13 protein-coding genes are annotated in these 15,093 nt (G+C 66.0%); 4 read left to right on the forward strand and 9 right to left on the reverse strand.

Annotation, left to right across the window (positions count from 1 at the left end; genetic code table 11):
* Nucleotides 1–20: 20 nt before the first annotated feature.
* The 8 genes from V8Z74_RS06320 to V8Z74_RS06355 all read right to left on the reverse strand — a co-directional run bounded on the left by V8Z74_RS06320 (nt 21) and on the right by V8Z74_RS06355 (nt 7,656).
* Nucleotides 21–758, reverse strand: a complete 738-nt coding sequence (locus tag V8Z74_RS06320) for a lysophospholipid acyltransferase family protein (protein WP_349708585.1) — start codon at nt 756–758, stop codon at nt 21–23.
* Nucleotides 759–909: 151 nt separating this feature from the next.
* Complete coding sequence (locus V8Z74_RS06325) at nt 910–1,473, reverse strand: D-glycero-alpha-D-manno-heptose-1,7-bisphosphate 7-phosphatase (RefSeq protein WP_349708586.1); 564 nt, start codon at nt 1,471–1,473, stop codon at nt 910–912.
* A gap of 129 nt (nt 1,474–1,602) precedes the next feature.
* The gene (fabB, locus tag V8Z74_RS06330) at nt 1,603–2,826 is read right to left on the reverse strand and encodes a beta-ketoacyl-ACP synthase I (RefSeq protein ID WP_349708587.1); all 1,224 of its coding nucleotides are present in this window, start codon (nt 2,824–2,826) and stop codon (nt 1,603–1,605) included.
* On the reverse strand, nt 2,823–3,347 hold the full coding sequence (gene fabA / locus V8Z74_RS06335; protein WP_066475936.1) for a bifunctional 3-hydroxydecanoyl-ACP dehydratase/trans-2-decenoyl-ACP isomerase: 525 nt from the start codon (nt 3,345–3,347) through the stop codon (nt 2,823–2,825). The genes fabB and fabA overlap by 4 nt, the downstream gene beginning before the upstream one ends.
* 207 nt (nt 3,348–3,554) lie before the next feature.
* Nucleotides 3,555–5,228, reverse strand: a complete 1,674-nt coding sequence (gene lnt, locus V8Z74_RS06340) for an apolipoprotein N-acyltransferase (protein WP_349708588.1) — start codon at nt 5,226–5,228, stop codon at nt 3,555–3,557.
* A 9-nt stretch (nt 5,229–5,237) separates the two neighbouring features.
* Nucleotides 5,238–6,122, reverse strand: coding sequence for a CorC family transporter (locus V8Z74_RS06345; protein ID WP_066475932.1), 885 nt, complete (start codon nt 6,120–6,122; stop codon nt 5,238–5,240).
* Nucleotides 6,123–6,292: 170 nt separating this feature from the next.
* Complete coding sequence (locus V8Z74_RS06350; RefSeq protein ID WP_349708589.1) at nt 6,293–7,015, reverse strand: GNAT family N-acetyltransferase; 723 nt, start codon at nt 7,013–7,015, stop codon at nt 6,293–6,295.
* A 158-nt stretch (nt 7,016–7,173) separates the two neighbouring features.
* Complete coding sequence (locus V8Z74_RS06355; RefSeq protein ID WP_066475927.1) at nt 7,174–7,656, reverse strand: Lrp/AsnC family transcriptional regulator; 483 nt, start codon at nt 7,654–7,656, stop codon at nt 7,174–7,176.
* A gap of 233 nt (nt 7,657–7,889) precedes the next feature.
* On the opposite strand from V8Z74_RS06355, the gene hppD reads away from it, so the two are divergent.
* From hppD to V8Z74_RS06375, 4 genes are all read left to right on the forward strand, one after another.
* A complete protein-coding gene (gene hppD, locus V8Z74_RS06360; protein ID WP_349708590.1) occupies nt 7,890–9,011 on the forward strand; it encodes a 4-hydroxyphenylpyruvate dioxygenase in 1,122 nt (373 codons plus the stop codon).
* A gap of 376 nt (nt 9,012–9,387) precedes the next feature.
* The gene (locus tag V8Z74_RS06365) at nt 9,388–10,344 is read left to right on the forward strand and encodes a Bug family tripartite tricarboxylate transporter substrate binding protein (protein WP_349708591.1); all 957 of its coding nucleotides are present in this window, start codon (nt 9,388–9,390) and stop codon (nt 10,342–10,344) included.
* Between the two features lie 106 nt (nt 10,345–10,450).
* Nucleotides 10,451–11,347, forward strand: a complete 897-nt coding sequence (gene phhA / locus V8Z74_RS06370; protein ID WP_370671026.1) for a phenylalanine 4-monooxygenase — start codon at nt 10,451–10,453, stop codon at nt 11,345–11,347.
* 266 nt (nt 11,348–11,613) lie between these two features.
* Nucleotides 11,614–14,064, forward strand: coding sequence for a DUF3772 domain-containing protein (locus V8Z74_RS06375; RefSeq protein WP_349708592.1), 2,451 nt, complete (start codon nt 11,614–11,616; stop codon nt 14,062–14,064).
* Here the strand turns inward: V8Z74_RS06375 and V8Z74_RS06380 are convergent.
* The gene (locus V8Z74_RS06380; protein ID WP_349708593.1) at nt 14,040–14,960 is read right to left on the reverse strand and encodes an esterase/lipase family protein; all 921 of its coding nucleotides are present in this window, start codon (nt 14,958–14,960) and stop codon (nt 14,040–14,042) included. The two genes, V8Z74_RS06375 and V8Z74_RS06380, sit on opposite strands and share 25 nt — an antisense overlap.
* Between the last annotated feature and the right edge of the window lie 133 nt (nt 14,961–15,093).

The raw sequence follows: 15,093 nt of genomic DNA on the forward strand, positions 1-15,093 counted from the left end.
GATGTGCAGCTTCTGCCTGATCAGCGATATGCCTCGGGATCCAGCCTCTGCATTTCGGACTCGATCCAGTTCTCCACTTCGCTCATGAGTTCGTCATGCTTGCGGCCCTGGGAAGAAATGGGCTTGCCGATGGAGACATCCACGATGCCGGGCCTCTTGATGAAGGCCTTGCGCGGCCAGCACTTGGCCGAGGTCACGGCAATGGGGACGACGGGCACTCCGGCCATGATCGCCAGGCGCGTGGCTCCGGTCTTGTACTCACCGCGCTGGCCGCGCTCCACACGCGTTCCTTCGGGGAACATGATGACCCAGATGCCTTGCTCCAGCAGGCGCTTGCCCTGCTCGACCACCTTGTGGAAGGCACGCGACCCCTGGGCACGGTCGATATGCACCATGTCCAGCGCGCCGATGGACCAGCCGAAGAAGGGCACCTTGAGCAATTCCTTCTTGAACACATAGGCCAGCGGGCGCGGCATGATGGCCGGCATCAGAAAGGTCTCGTAGGTGGACTGATGCTTGACCAGCAGCACCACGCCCTGCCCTGCATCCGTGGGCAGATTTTCCATGCCCTGCACACGGTACTGGATGCCCATGATGGAGCGCGCGCTGTTGACCGACAGCGCAAGCCAGGCCCTGGCCACACGGTAGGCCTTGGCGGACGATCCGCCCAGCCAACGGGCGGCCAGCAGCACCATGGTGTATGGAATCACGGTGATGCTCATCCAGAGCATGTGGATCACGGAACGGAGCAGGAACATGGTGGCAATCGGGTCCAGCAAAGGCATATGCCGGGCATATGCCTGTTCAATTCAAAACGGAAACGGTACAAACGCTAACGGGAAAATAGCAGCAAACGCTGATTCTGCAAGGGTTTGACGCCACTTTATAGGCAAAAGAGCGTAAACCCCGTCACGACTGCCCGGCAGGCAGGCTTTCGCCGCCCAGCGGCAGCAGGTCGTTGACCACGGCATTCAGATCGGGATACTGCGCAGTGCCTTCGGGCAATGCCTCTTGCGCACCACCGTCCGCCGGAGGGCCGATGAATACCAGATGCGCTCCCAGACTGCGGCCGGCCTGAAGATGCTCCACGCCGCTGCCTATGGCCCAGATTTCCTGCCCTTCCGCACCGTAACGCTCGGCGATCTGCTCGAACAGTGCCGGAGCCGGCTTGCGGCAACGGCATTCCTCATCGGGCGCATGGGGGCAATAGAACACCGCCTCCACCCGGGCACCCACGGCCGCCAGTTCTCGGTGCATCTTGGCATGCACGGCATTGAGCTCCAGCACGTCGAACAGGCCGCGCCCCAATCCCGGCTGGTTCGTCGCAATCACCACATGCCAGCCCGCGCGGTTCAGGCGCGAGACGGCCTCCATCGCACCGGGTACCGCCACCCAGTCGCCGGGATGGCCGATGAAGCCCTGCGCCCCCCATTGGTTGAGGGTACCGTCACGATCGAGAATGGCTAGCTTCATGGCAATGCGGGGAGAAAACCAGTGGATGGACGCAGGTTAGGCCATGGCCACCGGATGCGCATCTGGTGCATTGCCTATCCATGCAGGGCCGAGCGGCGACGCCGCATCTGCGGCGCAGCCCGCTTTTTCTTACTGGCCGTCCCAGCGGCGCAGCACCAGCGATGCATTGGTGCCGCCAAAGCCGAAGCTGTTGGACAGCACGGTTTTCAGCTCGGCATCGCGCGTGCGGGTCACCAGCGGCATGTCGCCCAGTGCCGGATCCGGCGTCTCCACGTTCGCGGAGCCGGCGATAAAGCCCTTGTTGAGCATGATCAGGCAGTAGATGGCTTCCTGCACGCCCGTGGCGCCCAGCGAATGGCCCGTCAGCGACTTTGTCGACGAGAACGGCGGCACCTGGTCGCCGAACAGCGTCTTCATCGCACGCACTTCCTGCATGTCGCCCACCGGGGTCGACGTGCCATGCGTGTTGATGTAGTCGATGGGCGCTTCAACGGTTTCCATGGCCTGCTTCATGCAGGCAATCGCCCCGTCGCCCGAGGGAGCCACCATATCCTCGCCGTCGCTGGTGGCGCCGAAGCCCACCACTTCGGCGAGAATGTGGGCGCCGCGCGCCAGCGCGTGCTCCAGGCTTTCCAGCACCACGGCACCGCCGCCGCCGGCGATCACGAAGCCGTCGCGGTTGGCGTCATAGGCGCGCGAGGCCTTTTCGGGCGTCTCGTTGTACTTGCTGGACATGGCGCCCATGCCGTCGAACAGCAGCGACATGCCCCAGGACAGCTCCTCGCCGCCACCGGCAAACATCACGTCCTGCATGCCCCAGGCGATCTGCTGGGCCGCGGCGCCGATGCAGTGGGCCGAAGTGGAGCAGGCCGAGGTGATGGAGTAGTTGATGCCCTTGACTTTGAAGTTGGTGGCCAGGCAGGCCGACACCGTGGAGCTCATGCAGCGCGTGACCTGGTAGGGGCCCACGCGGCGTATGCCTTTTTCACGCAGCGTATCGGCGGCTTCGATCTGGTTGGCCGGCGAGCCGCCGCCCGAGCCCATGATCAGGCCGGTGCGGGGATGGCTCACCTGCTCGGGCGTGAGGCCGGCCTGCGCGATCGCGTCCTCGAGCGCGATCTGCGCATAGGCGGCAGCGTCTCCCATGAAGCGCAGCTGCTTGCGGTCGATGCGTGCCTCGATGTCGATCTCGGGCACGCCGGCCACCTGGCTGCGCAGGCCCAGTTCGGTGAACTGGGGCATTGCCTTGATGCCCGGACGGCTCTCGCGCAGAGAGGCCTCCACTGTCGCCAAGTCATTGCCGATGCAGGAAACAATGCCTGCGCCGGTGATCACTACCCGCTTTTTGGTCATGCTGCCGTTCCCTGGCCATCACCTTCGCGCAGGAACAGGCCCACGCGCAGATCATTGGCCACGTAGATTTCCTTGCCGTCGGCCAGCAGGCGCGCATCGCCGATGGCCATATTGAGCTTGCGCTTGATCACACGCTTGATATCAATCTCATATGTCACGAGTTTGACGTCCGGTCCCACTTCGCCGGTGAACTTGACCTCGCCCGCGCCCAGCGCGCGGCCACGGCCGGGCAGGCGCAGCCAGGTCAGGTAAAAGCCGATCAGCTGCCACATGGCATCCAGGCCCAGGCAGCCGGGCATCACGGGATCGCCCTGGAAATGGCACTTGAAGAACCACAGGTCGGGATTGACATCCAGCTCCGCAACAATCTTGCCCAGGCCGTGGGCGCCACCTTCGCTGTCGATATGCGTGATGCGGTCGAACATCAGCATGGGAGGCAGGGGCAGACGTCCGCTGTCTGCGGAGAACAGCTTGCCCTCGCCCGAAGCGATCAGTTGTTCATAGGAAAAAGAATCGGCCATTATCTAAATTGCTCCACGGCAGCAGTCGCTGCCTGTATCTCTGAATTCGAATCGATGCGTGCCCCTGCATGCGGGCAACGGGCAATACAACCGGGCATTATCGAGGCTGATCGTTGTTCCGCAGCCACAAAACCCCGCAGCAAACCACGAAACTCTGCCACAAATACCGCTGCGGTCTGCCGCCTGGGAGCTTATCCCGGCGAGGCACTACGCTTTCGCCTGGCCGCGGTCTCGGCGCAGCCAGGCAACCAGCAGCGCGGCCAAGCACAGCAGCGTCAACGGCGCCAGCCCCAGCGCATGCACCCAGTGCGCATAGGGCGTCAGGCCCTCACGGCCCTGCACCCGCCCCTGCAGCACCGCCCTGTCGAACGGCGCCAGCGCGTGAACCACCCGTGCCCGGTGGTCGATGACCACGGTGGCCCCGGTATTGGTGGCGCGCAGCATGGGGCGCTCGAATTCCAGCGCGCGCATGCGGCTGATGGCCAGATGCTGGTCGATGGCGACCGAGTCCCCGAACCAGCCGATATTGCTGAAGTTGACCAGCACGGTCGGAGCGGCTGCCGCGTTGCCGAAATGAGCACCCAGTTCCTCGCCGAACAAATCCTCGTAGCAGATATTGGGCGACAAGCGCTCGCCCGCCCAGGTCATGGAGGGCTGCCCCAGGTTGCCGCGGTTGAAGTCTCCCAACGGTATGTTCATCAGGTCGGTGAACCAGCGAAACAGCGGCGGAATGAATTCGCCGAAGGGCACCAGGTGGTGCTTGCTGTACAGATAGGGCTGCATCTGGCCGGGCTTCCAGCCTTCGACCGAATTGGTGAAACCCTGCTCGAAATTGCCCAGCGGAATGCCGACCAGGGCCGCCTGGCCACCCTGCGGCTTGACGAAGGGCGCACGCACCAGATCCAGATACCCCTGGGGCAGTTGCTGCGGCAGCAGCGGAATCGCGGTCTCGGGCGCCACGACCAGCTGGGCCGTGGACGCGTGCAGCTGCTGCGCATACCAGTTGAGGGCCAGCGGAATGCCCGAGCCCATTTCGAACTTCTCGTCCTGCGGAATATTGCCCTGCAACAGCTCCACGCTCATGCCGGGCAGGGCACTGGGCGCATCGGTCGCCTGCTGACGGCCGAGCCATAGGCCGCCCCAGACCACGGCCAAAACCAACGCGGAGAGCAGCACGACCTTCCTGCGCAGCGGGCGGGCACCATTCCTGGCACGCCACGCGCCCATGGCCAGCCAGGCGGCCAGCCAGGCGGCCACCCAGCCCGTGCCGTAGACACCGGTCCAGCGCGGCAGCACGGCCAGCGGCCCTTCCACATGGGCATAACCGCCGGCTCCCCAGGGAAAACCGGTCCACAGCCAGCCGCGCGCCAGCTCGGCCAGCGTCCACAAGGAAGCAAAAACAATAGCTGCCTGCGCAGATGGAGCGGGCGCCAGCCGCCTGAAACACCAGGAAACCAGTGCGTAATAACTGCCCAGAAAGGCAGCCAGGGCCAGCACGGCGGCCACCGCCAGGGGCGCCGCCAGTCCGCCATAGGTATGCATGGAGATGAACAGCCACCAGAACGTGGCCGCCAGCCATGCCGTGGCATATAGCTGGGCCCGGCCCGCCGCCTGGCGCGGCGTACGCGCGCCCAGCAGAGCATAAACCAGCACGGCCAGGGACAGCGGCTGCAGCCACCACAAAGGCCGGCCATAACCGCCTTCCAGGCTGAGCCAGCCGGCGCCGTGGCCGCGTGCCCAAGGCCAGGCCAGGGACAGGGCCTGCAGCCCCCCGGCCAGCAGCAGGCCCAGACGCCATGCCCAGACGTGACCGCCAGGGCCACGGTCATGCGCCGGCAGGGTCGGGCTCCTCCCTTGAGCCTCGGCAGACGTTTGCGCCATGCGAAAGGCTCAGTTCCTGACCAGGCTGTCGGGCGAGGGTCCGCGCACCACCTTGAACCAGCGCACTGCGCCGCCCTTGGTGTGCAGCACGGTGAACTCCAGACCGCCCAGGTGAATCTGCTCGCCGCGCTTGGGCACATGGCCCAGTTCGTGGGCGATCAGCCCGCCTATGGTGTCGAAATGCATGTCGCCGTCACCGGGGGGCTGCAGCACGGTCCCGAACTCCTCGCTCACATGGTCGATTGTGGCGTCGCCGGCCACGCGGTAGCTGTTGTCGGCCAGTGCAAAGATATCGCCCTCGTCCTCGGGAATGTCGAACTCATCCTCGATCTCTCCCACGATTTCTTCCAGCACGTCCTCGATGGTGACCAGGCCGGCCACTCGGCCGAACTCGTCGATCACGACGGCCAGATGGTTGCGGTTGGCACGGAATTCGCGCAGCAGGTCGTTGAGTCCCTTGCTCTCGGGAACAAAAGTGGCCGAACGCACCAGCGCGCGGATGTTGAGGCTGGGAGAGCGCTGCAGCTTGAGCAGGTCCTTGGCCAGCAGGATGCCGATGATGTTCTCGCGCTCGCCCTGATAGACCGGAAAGCGCGAATGCGCCGTGGTGATGACCTGATGCAGGATCTCGTCGAATGGCGCATCGATGTTGATGAGATCCATGCGCGGCGCCGCCACCATGACGTCGCCGGCGCTCATGTCGGCCATGCGGATGACGCGCTCCAGCATGACGCGGGACTCGGTGCCGATGACCTGGTTGTCCTCGGCCTCGGCCAGGGTCTCGATCAGCTCGGCGGGAGATTCCGGAGCCGGGTGGATGAATTCAGCAACCCTTTGCAGGAAGCTTCGCTTGTCTTCCTTCTCGGGAAGTCGCGCAGGATGGGGGTCGGACACTGTCTTGGAGTGCAGGACGTGCGGTAGTCAAACAGAGTTACAAGAATAGCGGATTGCGGTGACACGCGGCTTGGATTCCGCCAAAAGCCATGGGCGGTTCTCATGAACCGGGCCGGCGGGGACGGCGCCGGGACACCCGCCGAAGCGCTTGCTCGCCGCCTCCGGCCGATTTACTCGCCCGACTGGTGGCGCCCTTCCTGGACACCCTTGCGCACTTCCTGCACGCCGGCAAGGAAGGACCAGAAATTGCGGGCCTGCTTCTTGAGCTGGTAATCGACTTCGCCGATGTGCTCTGTCATCAGCGAGCTCACATGGGTTTCGAAGTTCGCGGGCGGCAGCTCCAGATACGCCTCGGACTCCGAGCCGTCGCGCTTGACGGTGGCGCCGGCATTGCGGGCGATCTTGAGCATGGCCGTGTTTTCCGACAGCGCATGGATGAACATCAGACTCACGCCCTTGCTGCGCGCCTGCAGAACCGCCCGGTCGAACAGGCGGGAGCCGTAGCCGCAGCCGCGCGCCTTCTTGAGCACCGAGACGCCGAACTCGGCGCACTTCTCGTGTTCGGGGTGGCCGGCAAAGGCCAGATGCGCCATGGCGATCAGCTCCAGGCGGCGGTTGAAGATGCCGAAGATGTCGTCGCGCTCGAAATCCAGATGCTCGGCGTAGCGGCGCACCTGCTCGTCGCTGGCGGCATAGCCGAAGCGCAGATAGCGGTCGCCGGCGTCCAGGCTCAGCAGATGCTTGGTGACGCGGTCGCGGTGGCGCGGGCTCAGGGTACGGATGGGCACCAAAGACGGCGAGCGCCGCTCGGCGTCATGGGACATGCCCATGCCATGCAGCCAGCGCGAGCCGGCCTGCCAGGGCGATTTCATCCAGTCTTTGGGGAGGTTCATAGCCGGAAATATAAGTAAAAACCCGAACCTCGGCAAGATTTATATTGCATTGCAACATTCCTGTAAGGTTTTGGTATTAGCCCCACTCCACCTCTGCAGCAGGGCAGGCAGGCGCCCCCTGGGCGAGGCGCTTGCTTTTCCATAGCAGGCCGCCCCGCCTAGAGCGGCACGGCTGTTGTGACCTTGACACGGTCCATCACGAAGCTGGTCTTGCAGTCCTGCACGCTGGGGTGCTTGAGCAGCGTGTCCATGATGAAGCGGCTGTAGTGCTGCATGTCGGCCACCACCACGCGCAGCAGATAGTCCATCTCGCCGGTCAGCGAGACGCATTCCACCACCTCGGGCCAGGTCTGCACGCTGGCACGGAACACGTCCATGGGATTGCGCTTGCTGGTCTCGGTGTATTTTTCCAGGCGCACGTTCAGATAGGCGGTCAGGCCCAGACCCACGGTCTCGGGCTGGACCAGCGCCACATAGCGGTCGATCACGCCGCTTTCCTCCAGGCGCTTGACCCGGCGCAGCACGGCACTGGGCGACAGGCCGACCTGCTCCCCGATCACGTCATAGGTTTCGCGGCCGTTGGCCTGCAAACGGCGCAAAATCGCCTTGTCCAGTTTGTCGATGGTATGCGTCACGCTCATGGCAAAAGACTGTAAAAACAGAGCAGTTTTTCTTCAGGGTTAACCCTTGATGAACACGAATATTGTGCAACATCAATTTTGAACACAATTTTCGTGCATTTCGGGGTTTGAAGTCATGCTGCAAATGCAAAAAGGCTGTCCCGGGCCTGGCCTACAGTGAAAGCCAAGCTGCAACCGCATGCCACCGGGCCCCATGGCCGAGCGTGCCGTGCATTCACCGGATGGAGACCTCTATGAACGCCCCCCTGACTCAAACCTCTGCGACCGACTTCCAGACCTGGGACAACCCCATGGGCACCGACGGCTTCGAATTCGTCGAATACGCGGCCCCCGATCCGGTGGCCATGGGCCAGCTGTTCGAGCGCATGGGCTTCCAGGCGATCGCCAAGCACCGCCGCAAGAACGTCACACTGTATCGCCAGGGCGAGATCAACTTCATCATCAATGCCGAGCCCGACAGCTTCGCCCAGCGCTTTGCCCGCCTGCACGGCCCCAGCGTCTGCGCGATCGCCATCCGCGTGCAGGATGCCAAGTTCGCCTACGAGCGCGCCATCTCCCTGGGCGCCTGGGGCTACGACCAGCATGCCGCGCCCGGCGAGCTCAACATTCCGGCCATCAAGGGCATCGGCGACTCGCTGATCTACTTCATCGACAAGTGGCGCGGCAAGAACGGCGCCAAGGATGGCGACCTGGGCAACATCAGCTTCTTCGACGTGGACTTCGAGCCCCTGCCCGGCGCCGACCTGCATCCGCAGGGCCTGGGCCTGACCTACATCGACCACCTGACCAACAACGTCTACCGCGGCCGCATGGCCGAGCTGGCCGGCTTCTACGAGCGCATCTTCAACTTCCGCGAGATCCGCTACTTCGACATCGAAGGCCAGGCCACGGGCGTCAAGAGCAAGGCCATGACCAGCCCCTGCGGCAAGATCCGCATCCCGATCAACGAAGAGGGCAACGACAAGGCCGGCCAGATCCAGGAATACCTGGACATGTACCACGGCGAGGGCATCCAGCACATCGCGCTGGGCTCGACCAATCTCTACGACACCGTGGACGGCCTGCAGATGAACGGCATCAAGCTGCTCAATACCAGCGAGACCTATTACGAGCTGCTGCCCAAGCGCATTCCCGACCTGCAGGAGCCCATTCCCGAGCTGCTGGCGCGCAACATCCTGGTCGACGGCAAGCCCGGCGAGCTGCTGCTGCAGATCTTCAGCGAGAACCAGCTGGGCCCGATCTTCTTCGAGTTCATCCAGCGCAAGGGCAACAGCGGCTTCGGCGAAGGCAACTTCAAGGCCCTGTTCGAGACCATGGAGCTGGACCAGATGCGCCGCGGCGTGCTCAAGGGCTGACGCGGCCGGCCGGCAATGGCGCGCATACCCGCTGTTTCCGGCCCTGTTTTGCATCCATTTGTAAGACCGACGCATTCTGCCGCCTGGCCCAGCGCCCGGAGCCCTACCATGCACAGTTCGCTGGCTTTTCAGCCGTCGTCCGCCGCGCCTGCCGCGCCCTGCCCCGGACGAGCTCATACCGGTGCACCACGGACGATGCTGTGCGGGACCGGCCTTGTACCGCTGCCTCGCTTCACCCATGACTCACCGCAAACTCCCACCCGGCGCACTGGCAACGATCAGCGGCCCGTGGAGTGCGACGAGCCATGCGCCCCGTCCCCCTCTGTCTGCATCGCGCCGCCGGGCGCTGCTGTGGGCGGCCTCCCTGGCCGCGCCCATGGCTGCACGAAGCGCCCATGCCTCCATCGACACGGCCCGCGGCCGCCGGGAAGCACGGGATTCGCGCGAGCTCACGCTGGTCGTGCCCTATGCAGCCGGCGGGCCGCTGGACCGTTCGGCACGCAAGCTGGCCCAGGAGACAGCGGGACTGGGCACCATCCGTGTGCTGAACATGACCGGAGAGGGCGGCGGCACCGGGGCGGCCATGGTGGCGCGTGCCGGTGGGCGCGATCCCATGCTGCTCATGGGCGCGGTCGGCACCCATGCCATCCTGCCCCAGCTCAATCCGCAGCTGCCCTACGACCCGCTGCGCGACTTCGTGCCGCTGGTGCTGGTGGGCCGCATGCCCCATGTGCTCATCATGCGCAGCGAACTGGCCCAGCAGTGGCGCATCAGCACGCCCGGCGATCTGCTGCGCTTCATGGCCAAAAACCGCCAGCCCCTGCGCTATGCCTCGGGCGGCAAGGGCAGCGTCGGCCATCTGGCCGGCAAGCTGTTCCAGTCCCTCACCCAGGTGCCGCTGCAGCATCTGCCGTTCGGTGGCGCGCGGCCGGCGCTCTCGGCCGTGCTCGAAGGCTCGGCCGACCTGATGTTCGACAACCTGGGCTCCACGCTGCCGCACTACCAGGCCGGACGGCTCAAGGCCATCGGCGTGACCTGGCGCGAGCCCGTGGCGCAGCTGCCGGGGGTTCCCAGCCTCAACGACAGCGTGCCCGGCATGCACATGGCCACCTGGTTCGGCCTGTTCGCCACGGCGGGCATTGCCGATCCGCTGGCGCAGCGCTGGACGGGCGCACTGGCCCAGGCGCTGCAGCAGCCGGAGATGCAGCAGTACCTGGACGCCATGGGCGTGCTGCGCATGAACCTGCGCCGGCAGGAATTCGCACGCTTCGTGCAGGACGAGCACCGCTACTACGGCCAGCTCATCCAGTCGGGCCGGCTGCCGCCGGACTGAGCCGCGCCGGCCTTGCATCGCGCCTTGCAAGGCCTCATCTTCCATATATCCCGGCAGGCCACCCGCCAGCCCGGGCCGTTTCACTTCTGCATCCAGGGAGTGCATCATGATCGACGCAGCCAACACCCCTCTTGCCGGCTCCATGGGGGCTGCCCCCGTGGTCTACGGCCAGTCCGACCGCCCGCCGCGCGGCGACTACAGCCGGGCCCACAGCGACTACACCTGCACCCAGGATTACGCCGCCTACACGGCACAGGACCACGACACCTACCACCGCCTGTACGAGCGCCAGAGCGCGCTGCTGCCCGGCCGCGCCAGCCAGGAATTCATCGCCGCCCTGCCTTCGCTGGGCGCCAAGGAGCGCATTCCGCGCTTCGAAGAGGTCAACGAGCGCCTGTTCAAGGCCACGGGCTGGGAAATCGTGGGCGTGCCGGGGCTGATCCCCGAAGTGCCGTTCTTCTCGCTGCTGGCCCAGCGCAAGTTCCCGGTCACGGACTGGATACGCAAGCCCGAGGAATTCGAGTACATCGTCGAGCCCGACATCTTCCACGACCTGTTCGGCCATGTGCCGCTGCTGTTCAACCCGGTGATCGCCGACTTCATCCAGGCCTACGGCCAAGGGGGGCTCAAGGCCGCCGAGCTGGGCGCCTGCGAGATGCTGTCGCGCCTGTACTGGTACACCATCGAGTTCGGCCTGATCCGCGAAGGCGAAAAGCACGGCGGCGGCCTGCGCGCCTACGGCGCCGGCATCCTGAGTTCGGCCGGCGAGCTCGAATACTCGGTGCGCAGCCCCGAGCCGCACCGCATCCCACTGGAGCTGGCGCGCACCATGCGCACGCTCTACAAGATCGACACCTACCAGCAGACCTATTTCGTCATCGACAGCATGCAGCAGCTGCTGGACCTGGCCTCCGTGGACCTCAAGCCGCTCTACGAGGAGCTGCGCCAGCAGCCGACCATAGGCGCCAAGGAACTCCTCCCCGGCGAAACCCTGCTGGCTTGATGCTCCTGTTCGTATAGCTGCTTGCGTTTGATGCCAGCCATATGCAGCGGTATTTACTCTTGAACACCTTGCAGAGCCTGCGCCAGCAGCTCCTTTTTTGCAGGAACAGACTGTCACCGGGCAGGGCTTGAAGGCCTCTATAGTGGGGGCGCCGCGCGCTGGCGCGCACTACACGCGACTTGCGCAAACCAGGTTCAGGCCCGGCCTCGGCCTCAAGAAAGCCGTTCTGGTGCATTCCTGCGTGCATAAGTCCCTAAGATTCCTCCATGCGTATTTGCTGCACCCACTTGCTGCGCTGGCTGCTGGCGCTTCACTTTGGCATCGGCCTGGCCTTCGCGGCCGACCCCGCCATCATGGGGGACGCCCAGGCCGGCCTCCAGGACCAGATCCAGTCGGCCTCGGCTGCGCTCGACCAGGTCCACCAGTCACTGGACGATGCGGACGCGCCCGAGACCCTGCAGACCCTGTCCGAAAACGCGCTCAAGGCCAAGCGCGATGCCGATGCCGCCGTGGCGGCCCTGGAGCCCCTGCTCAAGCAGATCGATGCGCGCATCGCCCAGCTGGGCCCGGTGGCGCCGGGCGGAGACGAGGGCAGCGACATCAAGCAGCAGCGCAAGGAGCTGGACCAGCGGCACAACGACCTGGATTCGGCCATCAAGCGCGGCAAGCTGCTGTCGGTGGAGGCGGCCCAGACCTCGGATTCCATCGAGAAGATGCGCACCCAGCAGTTCAACGAGCAGATCGCGAGCAAGGCCGCCTCGCCGCTGTCGCCCGCGCTGTGGCAGCAGTTCGCCAGGCAGTTGCCCGCAGACCTGCTGCGCATCCAGGCGCTGGCACGCCAGGGCCGTGCCAGCCTGGACGCGGCCATCGCCAAGAACGGCTGGAGCACGCCGCTGTGGGGGCTGGCGCTGGCCTTGTTCCTGCTGTTTCCGCTGCGCATGGGGCTGCGCCACCTGGGCCGCCGCTATGCGGCCTCCGACCGCGCGCCCGACGGCCGCCTGCGCCGCACCGGCCTGGCCGTCTGGCTGCTGCTGGTCGGCACCCTGCTGCCGGGCCTGGCCAGCCTGGTGCTGGTGGAGGCCTTGCGGTCGGTCGACGCCATCGCCCCGCGCCTGCAGTCGGTGGCCGATGCGTTCGTCAAGGCCTCCTTCGTGGCGGCCTTCTTCCTCTCGATCAGTGCCTGCCTGCTGGTGCCCCGGCGCCCGTCCTGGCGGCTTTTGAGCATCGACGACCTCGCGGCCCCGGCCCTGGTCCGCTATGCCTGGGGCGCCGCGGCGCTGGCCTGGTCTGCCATGCTGCTCAACGCCATCGACGTGGCGGCGCGCACCAGCGCGGTGAGCACGGTGGCGCTGGACGGACTGATCGCGCTGACCTATGTGGGCCTGATCATGGCCTCGCTGGTCACGCTCAACCGGCAGCGCCACCGGGCGCAGGGAATCCCAAAGGACGGGGACGGCGCCCACCCGCCCGAAGCCGGCCACCCGGTGCAGCGCAGCGGCTGGCTGACGCTGGCCTGGCTGGGCGGGCACCTGACCGTGCTCACGGCCTGGATCGCCACCCTGCTCGGCTACCTGAACTTCTCGGTCTTCGTCACCACCCAATTGGTGTGGATGACGGTGGTGGTGCTGGCCACCTCGCTGCTGATGAAGTTCGCCGACGACTTCTTCCTCTGGTTCTTCTCGCCCGACAGCCGCACGGGCCGCGGCTTTCAGCTGGCCACGCGGCTGAGCACGGCGCGCGTGGAACAGATCGGCGTGCTGCTGTCGGCCCTGGTGCGCATTTGCCTGCTGCTGCTGGGCGCGGCCGGGGTGACCGCCACCTTCGGCAATTCCAGCATCCTGCTGGGCTGGTTCGACACGCTGTCGGGCGGGCTGACCATCGGCGGCGCCGTGCTCAAGCCCATTGCCGTGGTGCGCGCCGTCATTGTGCTGGTCGCGGGGCTGACGCTTTTCCGCACGCTGCAGCACTGGCTGGTGGAGACCTACCTGCCCAAGACCGAGCTCGACATCGGAGCGCGCAACTCCATCAGCACCGTGGCCCGCTATGTGGGCATCATCCTGTCGGCGCTGTGGACGCTGGCCGCGCTGGGACTGGGCTTCGAAAAGCTGGCCCTGCTGGCCAGCGCGCTGTCCGTGGGCATAGGCTTCGGCCTGCAGGCCATCACGCAGAACTTCGTCTCGGGCCTGATCCTGCTGGCCGAGCGCCCCGTCAAGCTCGGCGACCGCGTGCGCATCGGCGACATGGAAGGCAATATCAACCGCATCAGCGTGCGCGCCACCGAGATCCAGACCGACGACAAGGCCACGCTCATCGTGCCCAACTCGGAGCTGATCACCAAGGCCGTGCGCAACATCACCATGGACAACGCGCTGGGCCGCATCGCCATGCCGTTCGCCGTGCCGCTGTCCACCGACATCGTCCAGCTCAAAGAACTGGTGCTGGACATCTACGCGCAGCACGAGGCCGTGCTGAAGGACCCGGCGCCCAGCATGTACGTGGATTCGCTCGGCGGCAGCACCATCAACATCACCAGCTTCGGCTATGTCTCCAGCCCACGCAATGTGTACGGCACGCGCAGCGACCTGCTGTTCGCCCTGCTGCAGCGCACGGCCGCGCAAGGCATCGCGCTGGTCTCGCCCACGGACATCCGCGTCATCCAGGCCCCGCCGCCGGGGGCGGCCGCCAGCGCGGCTCAAGGCCCGGAACACCCTGCCTGAGCGTTCTGCAGCCGCGCGCGCAGCGCCAGGCAATACGCCAGGACCCGCGCGTCGTAGAGCAGCTGCATATGGGCCGCATCGTCCACCACTTGGACCTCGCTGCCGGCCAGCTGGGCCAGATCGGGCGGGAACACGATGTTGTCGCTGCGGCTGCACCAGCAGCTGAAGGCAACTTCCGCGCCGGGCGGGCCCAGCCGCTGCAGCCACGGGCTGTGCTCGCGCATGTCGCGCGCCGGCAGGCGGTGCGCAAACCGGGCCAGCCAGGCGCCCCGGTGGGGCGTGGCCACCGTGACCACATGGGCCGCCAGCTGCGCGCGCTCGCTGGCAGGCAAGGCCTTGAGCCAGGCGCGCACCACCAGCCCGCCCATGCTGTGCGCCACGATCAGCGGCGCCCTTCCCGTGTGCCGCACCACCTCGCGCGCGCAGCGGTCCAGGTCATTCACCATCGCATCCATGCTGTCGCCCTGGGCCGGCTCCAGTGTCACGGCCGCGCAGCCTATGCCCAGCGCCTTCAGCTGGCGCATCCACGACGCCCAGACCGCGCGGTTGCAGAAATAGCCATGCACCAGCACCAGGGCCACCTTTCCCGGATGCAGGCGGTCCGGCTGCGCCGGCGCCCGGAACGGAATGCGCCAGCCGAACAGGTACACGCTCAGCCGCCATTCGGCCCACCAGGCCCGCACCAGGGTCCACGCCGGCGGCACCGCCAGGGCCCGCGCACGGCAGGCATGGCGCATGAGCAGCATCTGCACGCCCAGCTGCATGCCGGCGCCGCAGGCCAGCACGGCCACGCCGGCCACGGCCAGGCCCGGATGGCTGCGCCACCAGTAGGCCAGCCACGCCCCGGCGGCCAGCCCGTTGCCCAGCACCACCATGCGCCATATGCGTGCGTTCACAAGACCGCTCCTCCCGGTGAAATGAGCATCACCGTAGCAGAACCGGAGCCGGCCTCAAAAAGCCGCGGCAGCTAGGACAAGCACTGGTAGTCCCCGGCCGGTACAGCCCTCAGAATCGTCCGCAGCCGCCTGG

The organism is Comamonas sp. w2-DMI (genome assembly GCF_040187735.1).
Taxonomy (GTDB): domain Bacteria; phylum Pseudomonadota; class Gammaproteobacteria; order Burkholderiales; family Burkholderiaceae_C; genus Comamonas; species Comamonas terrae.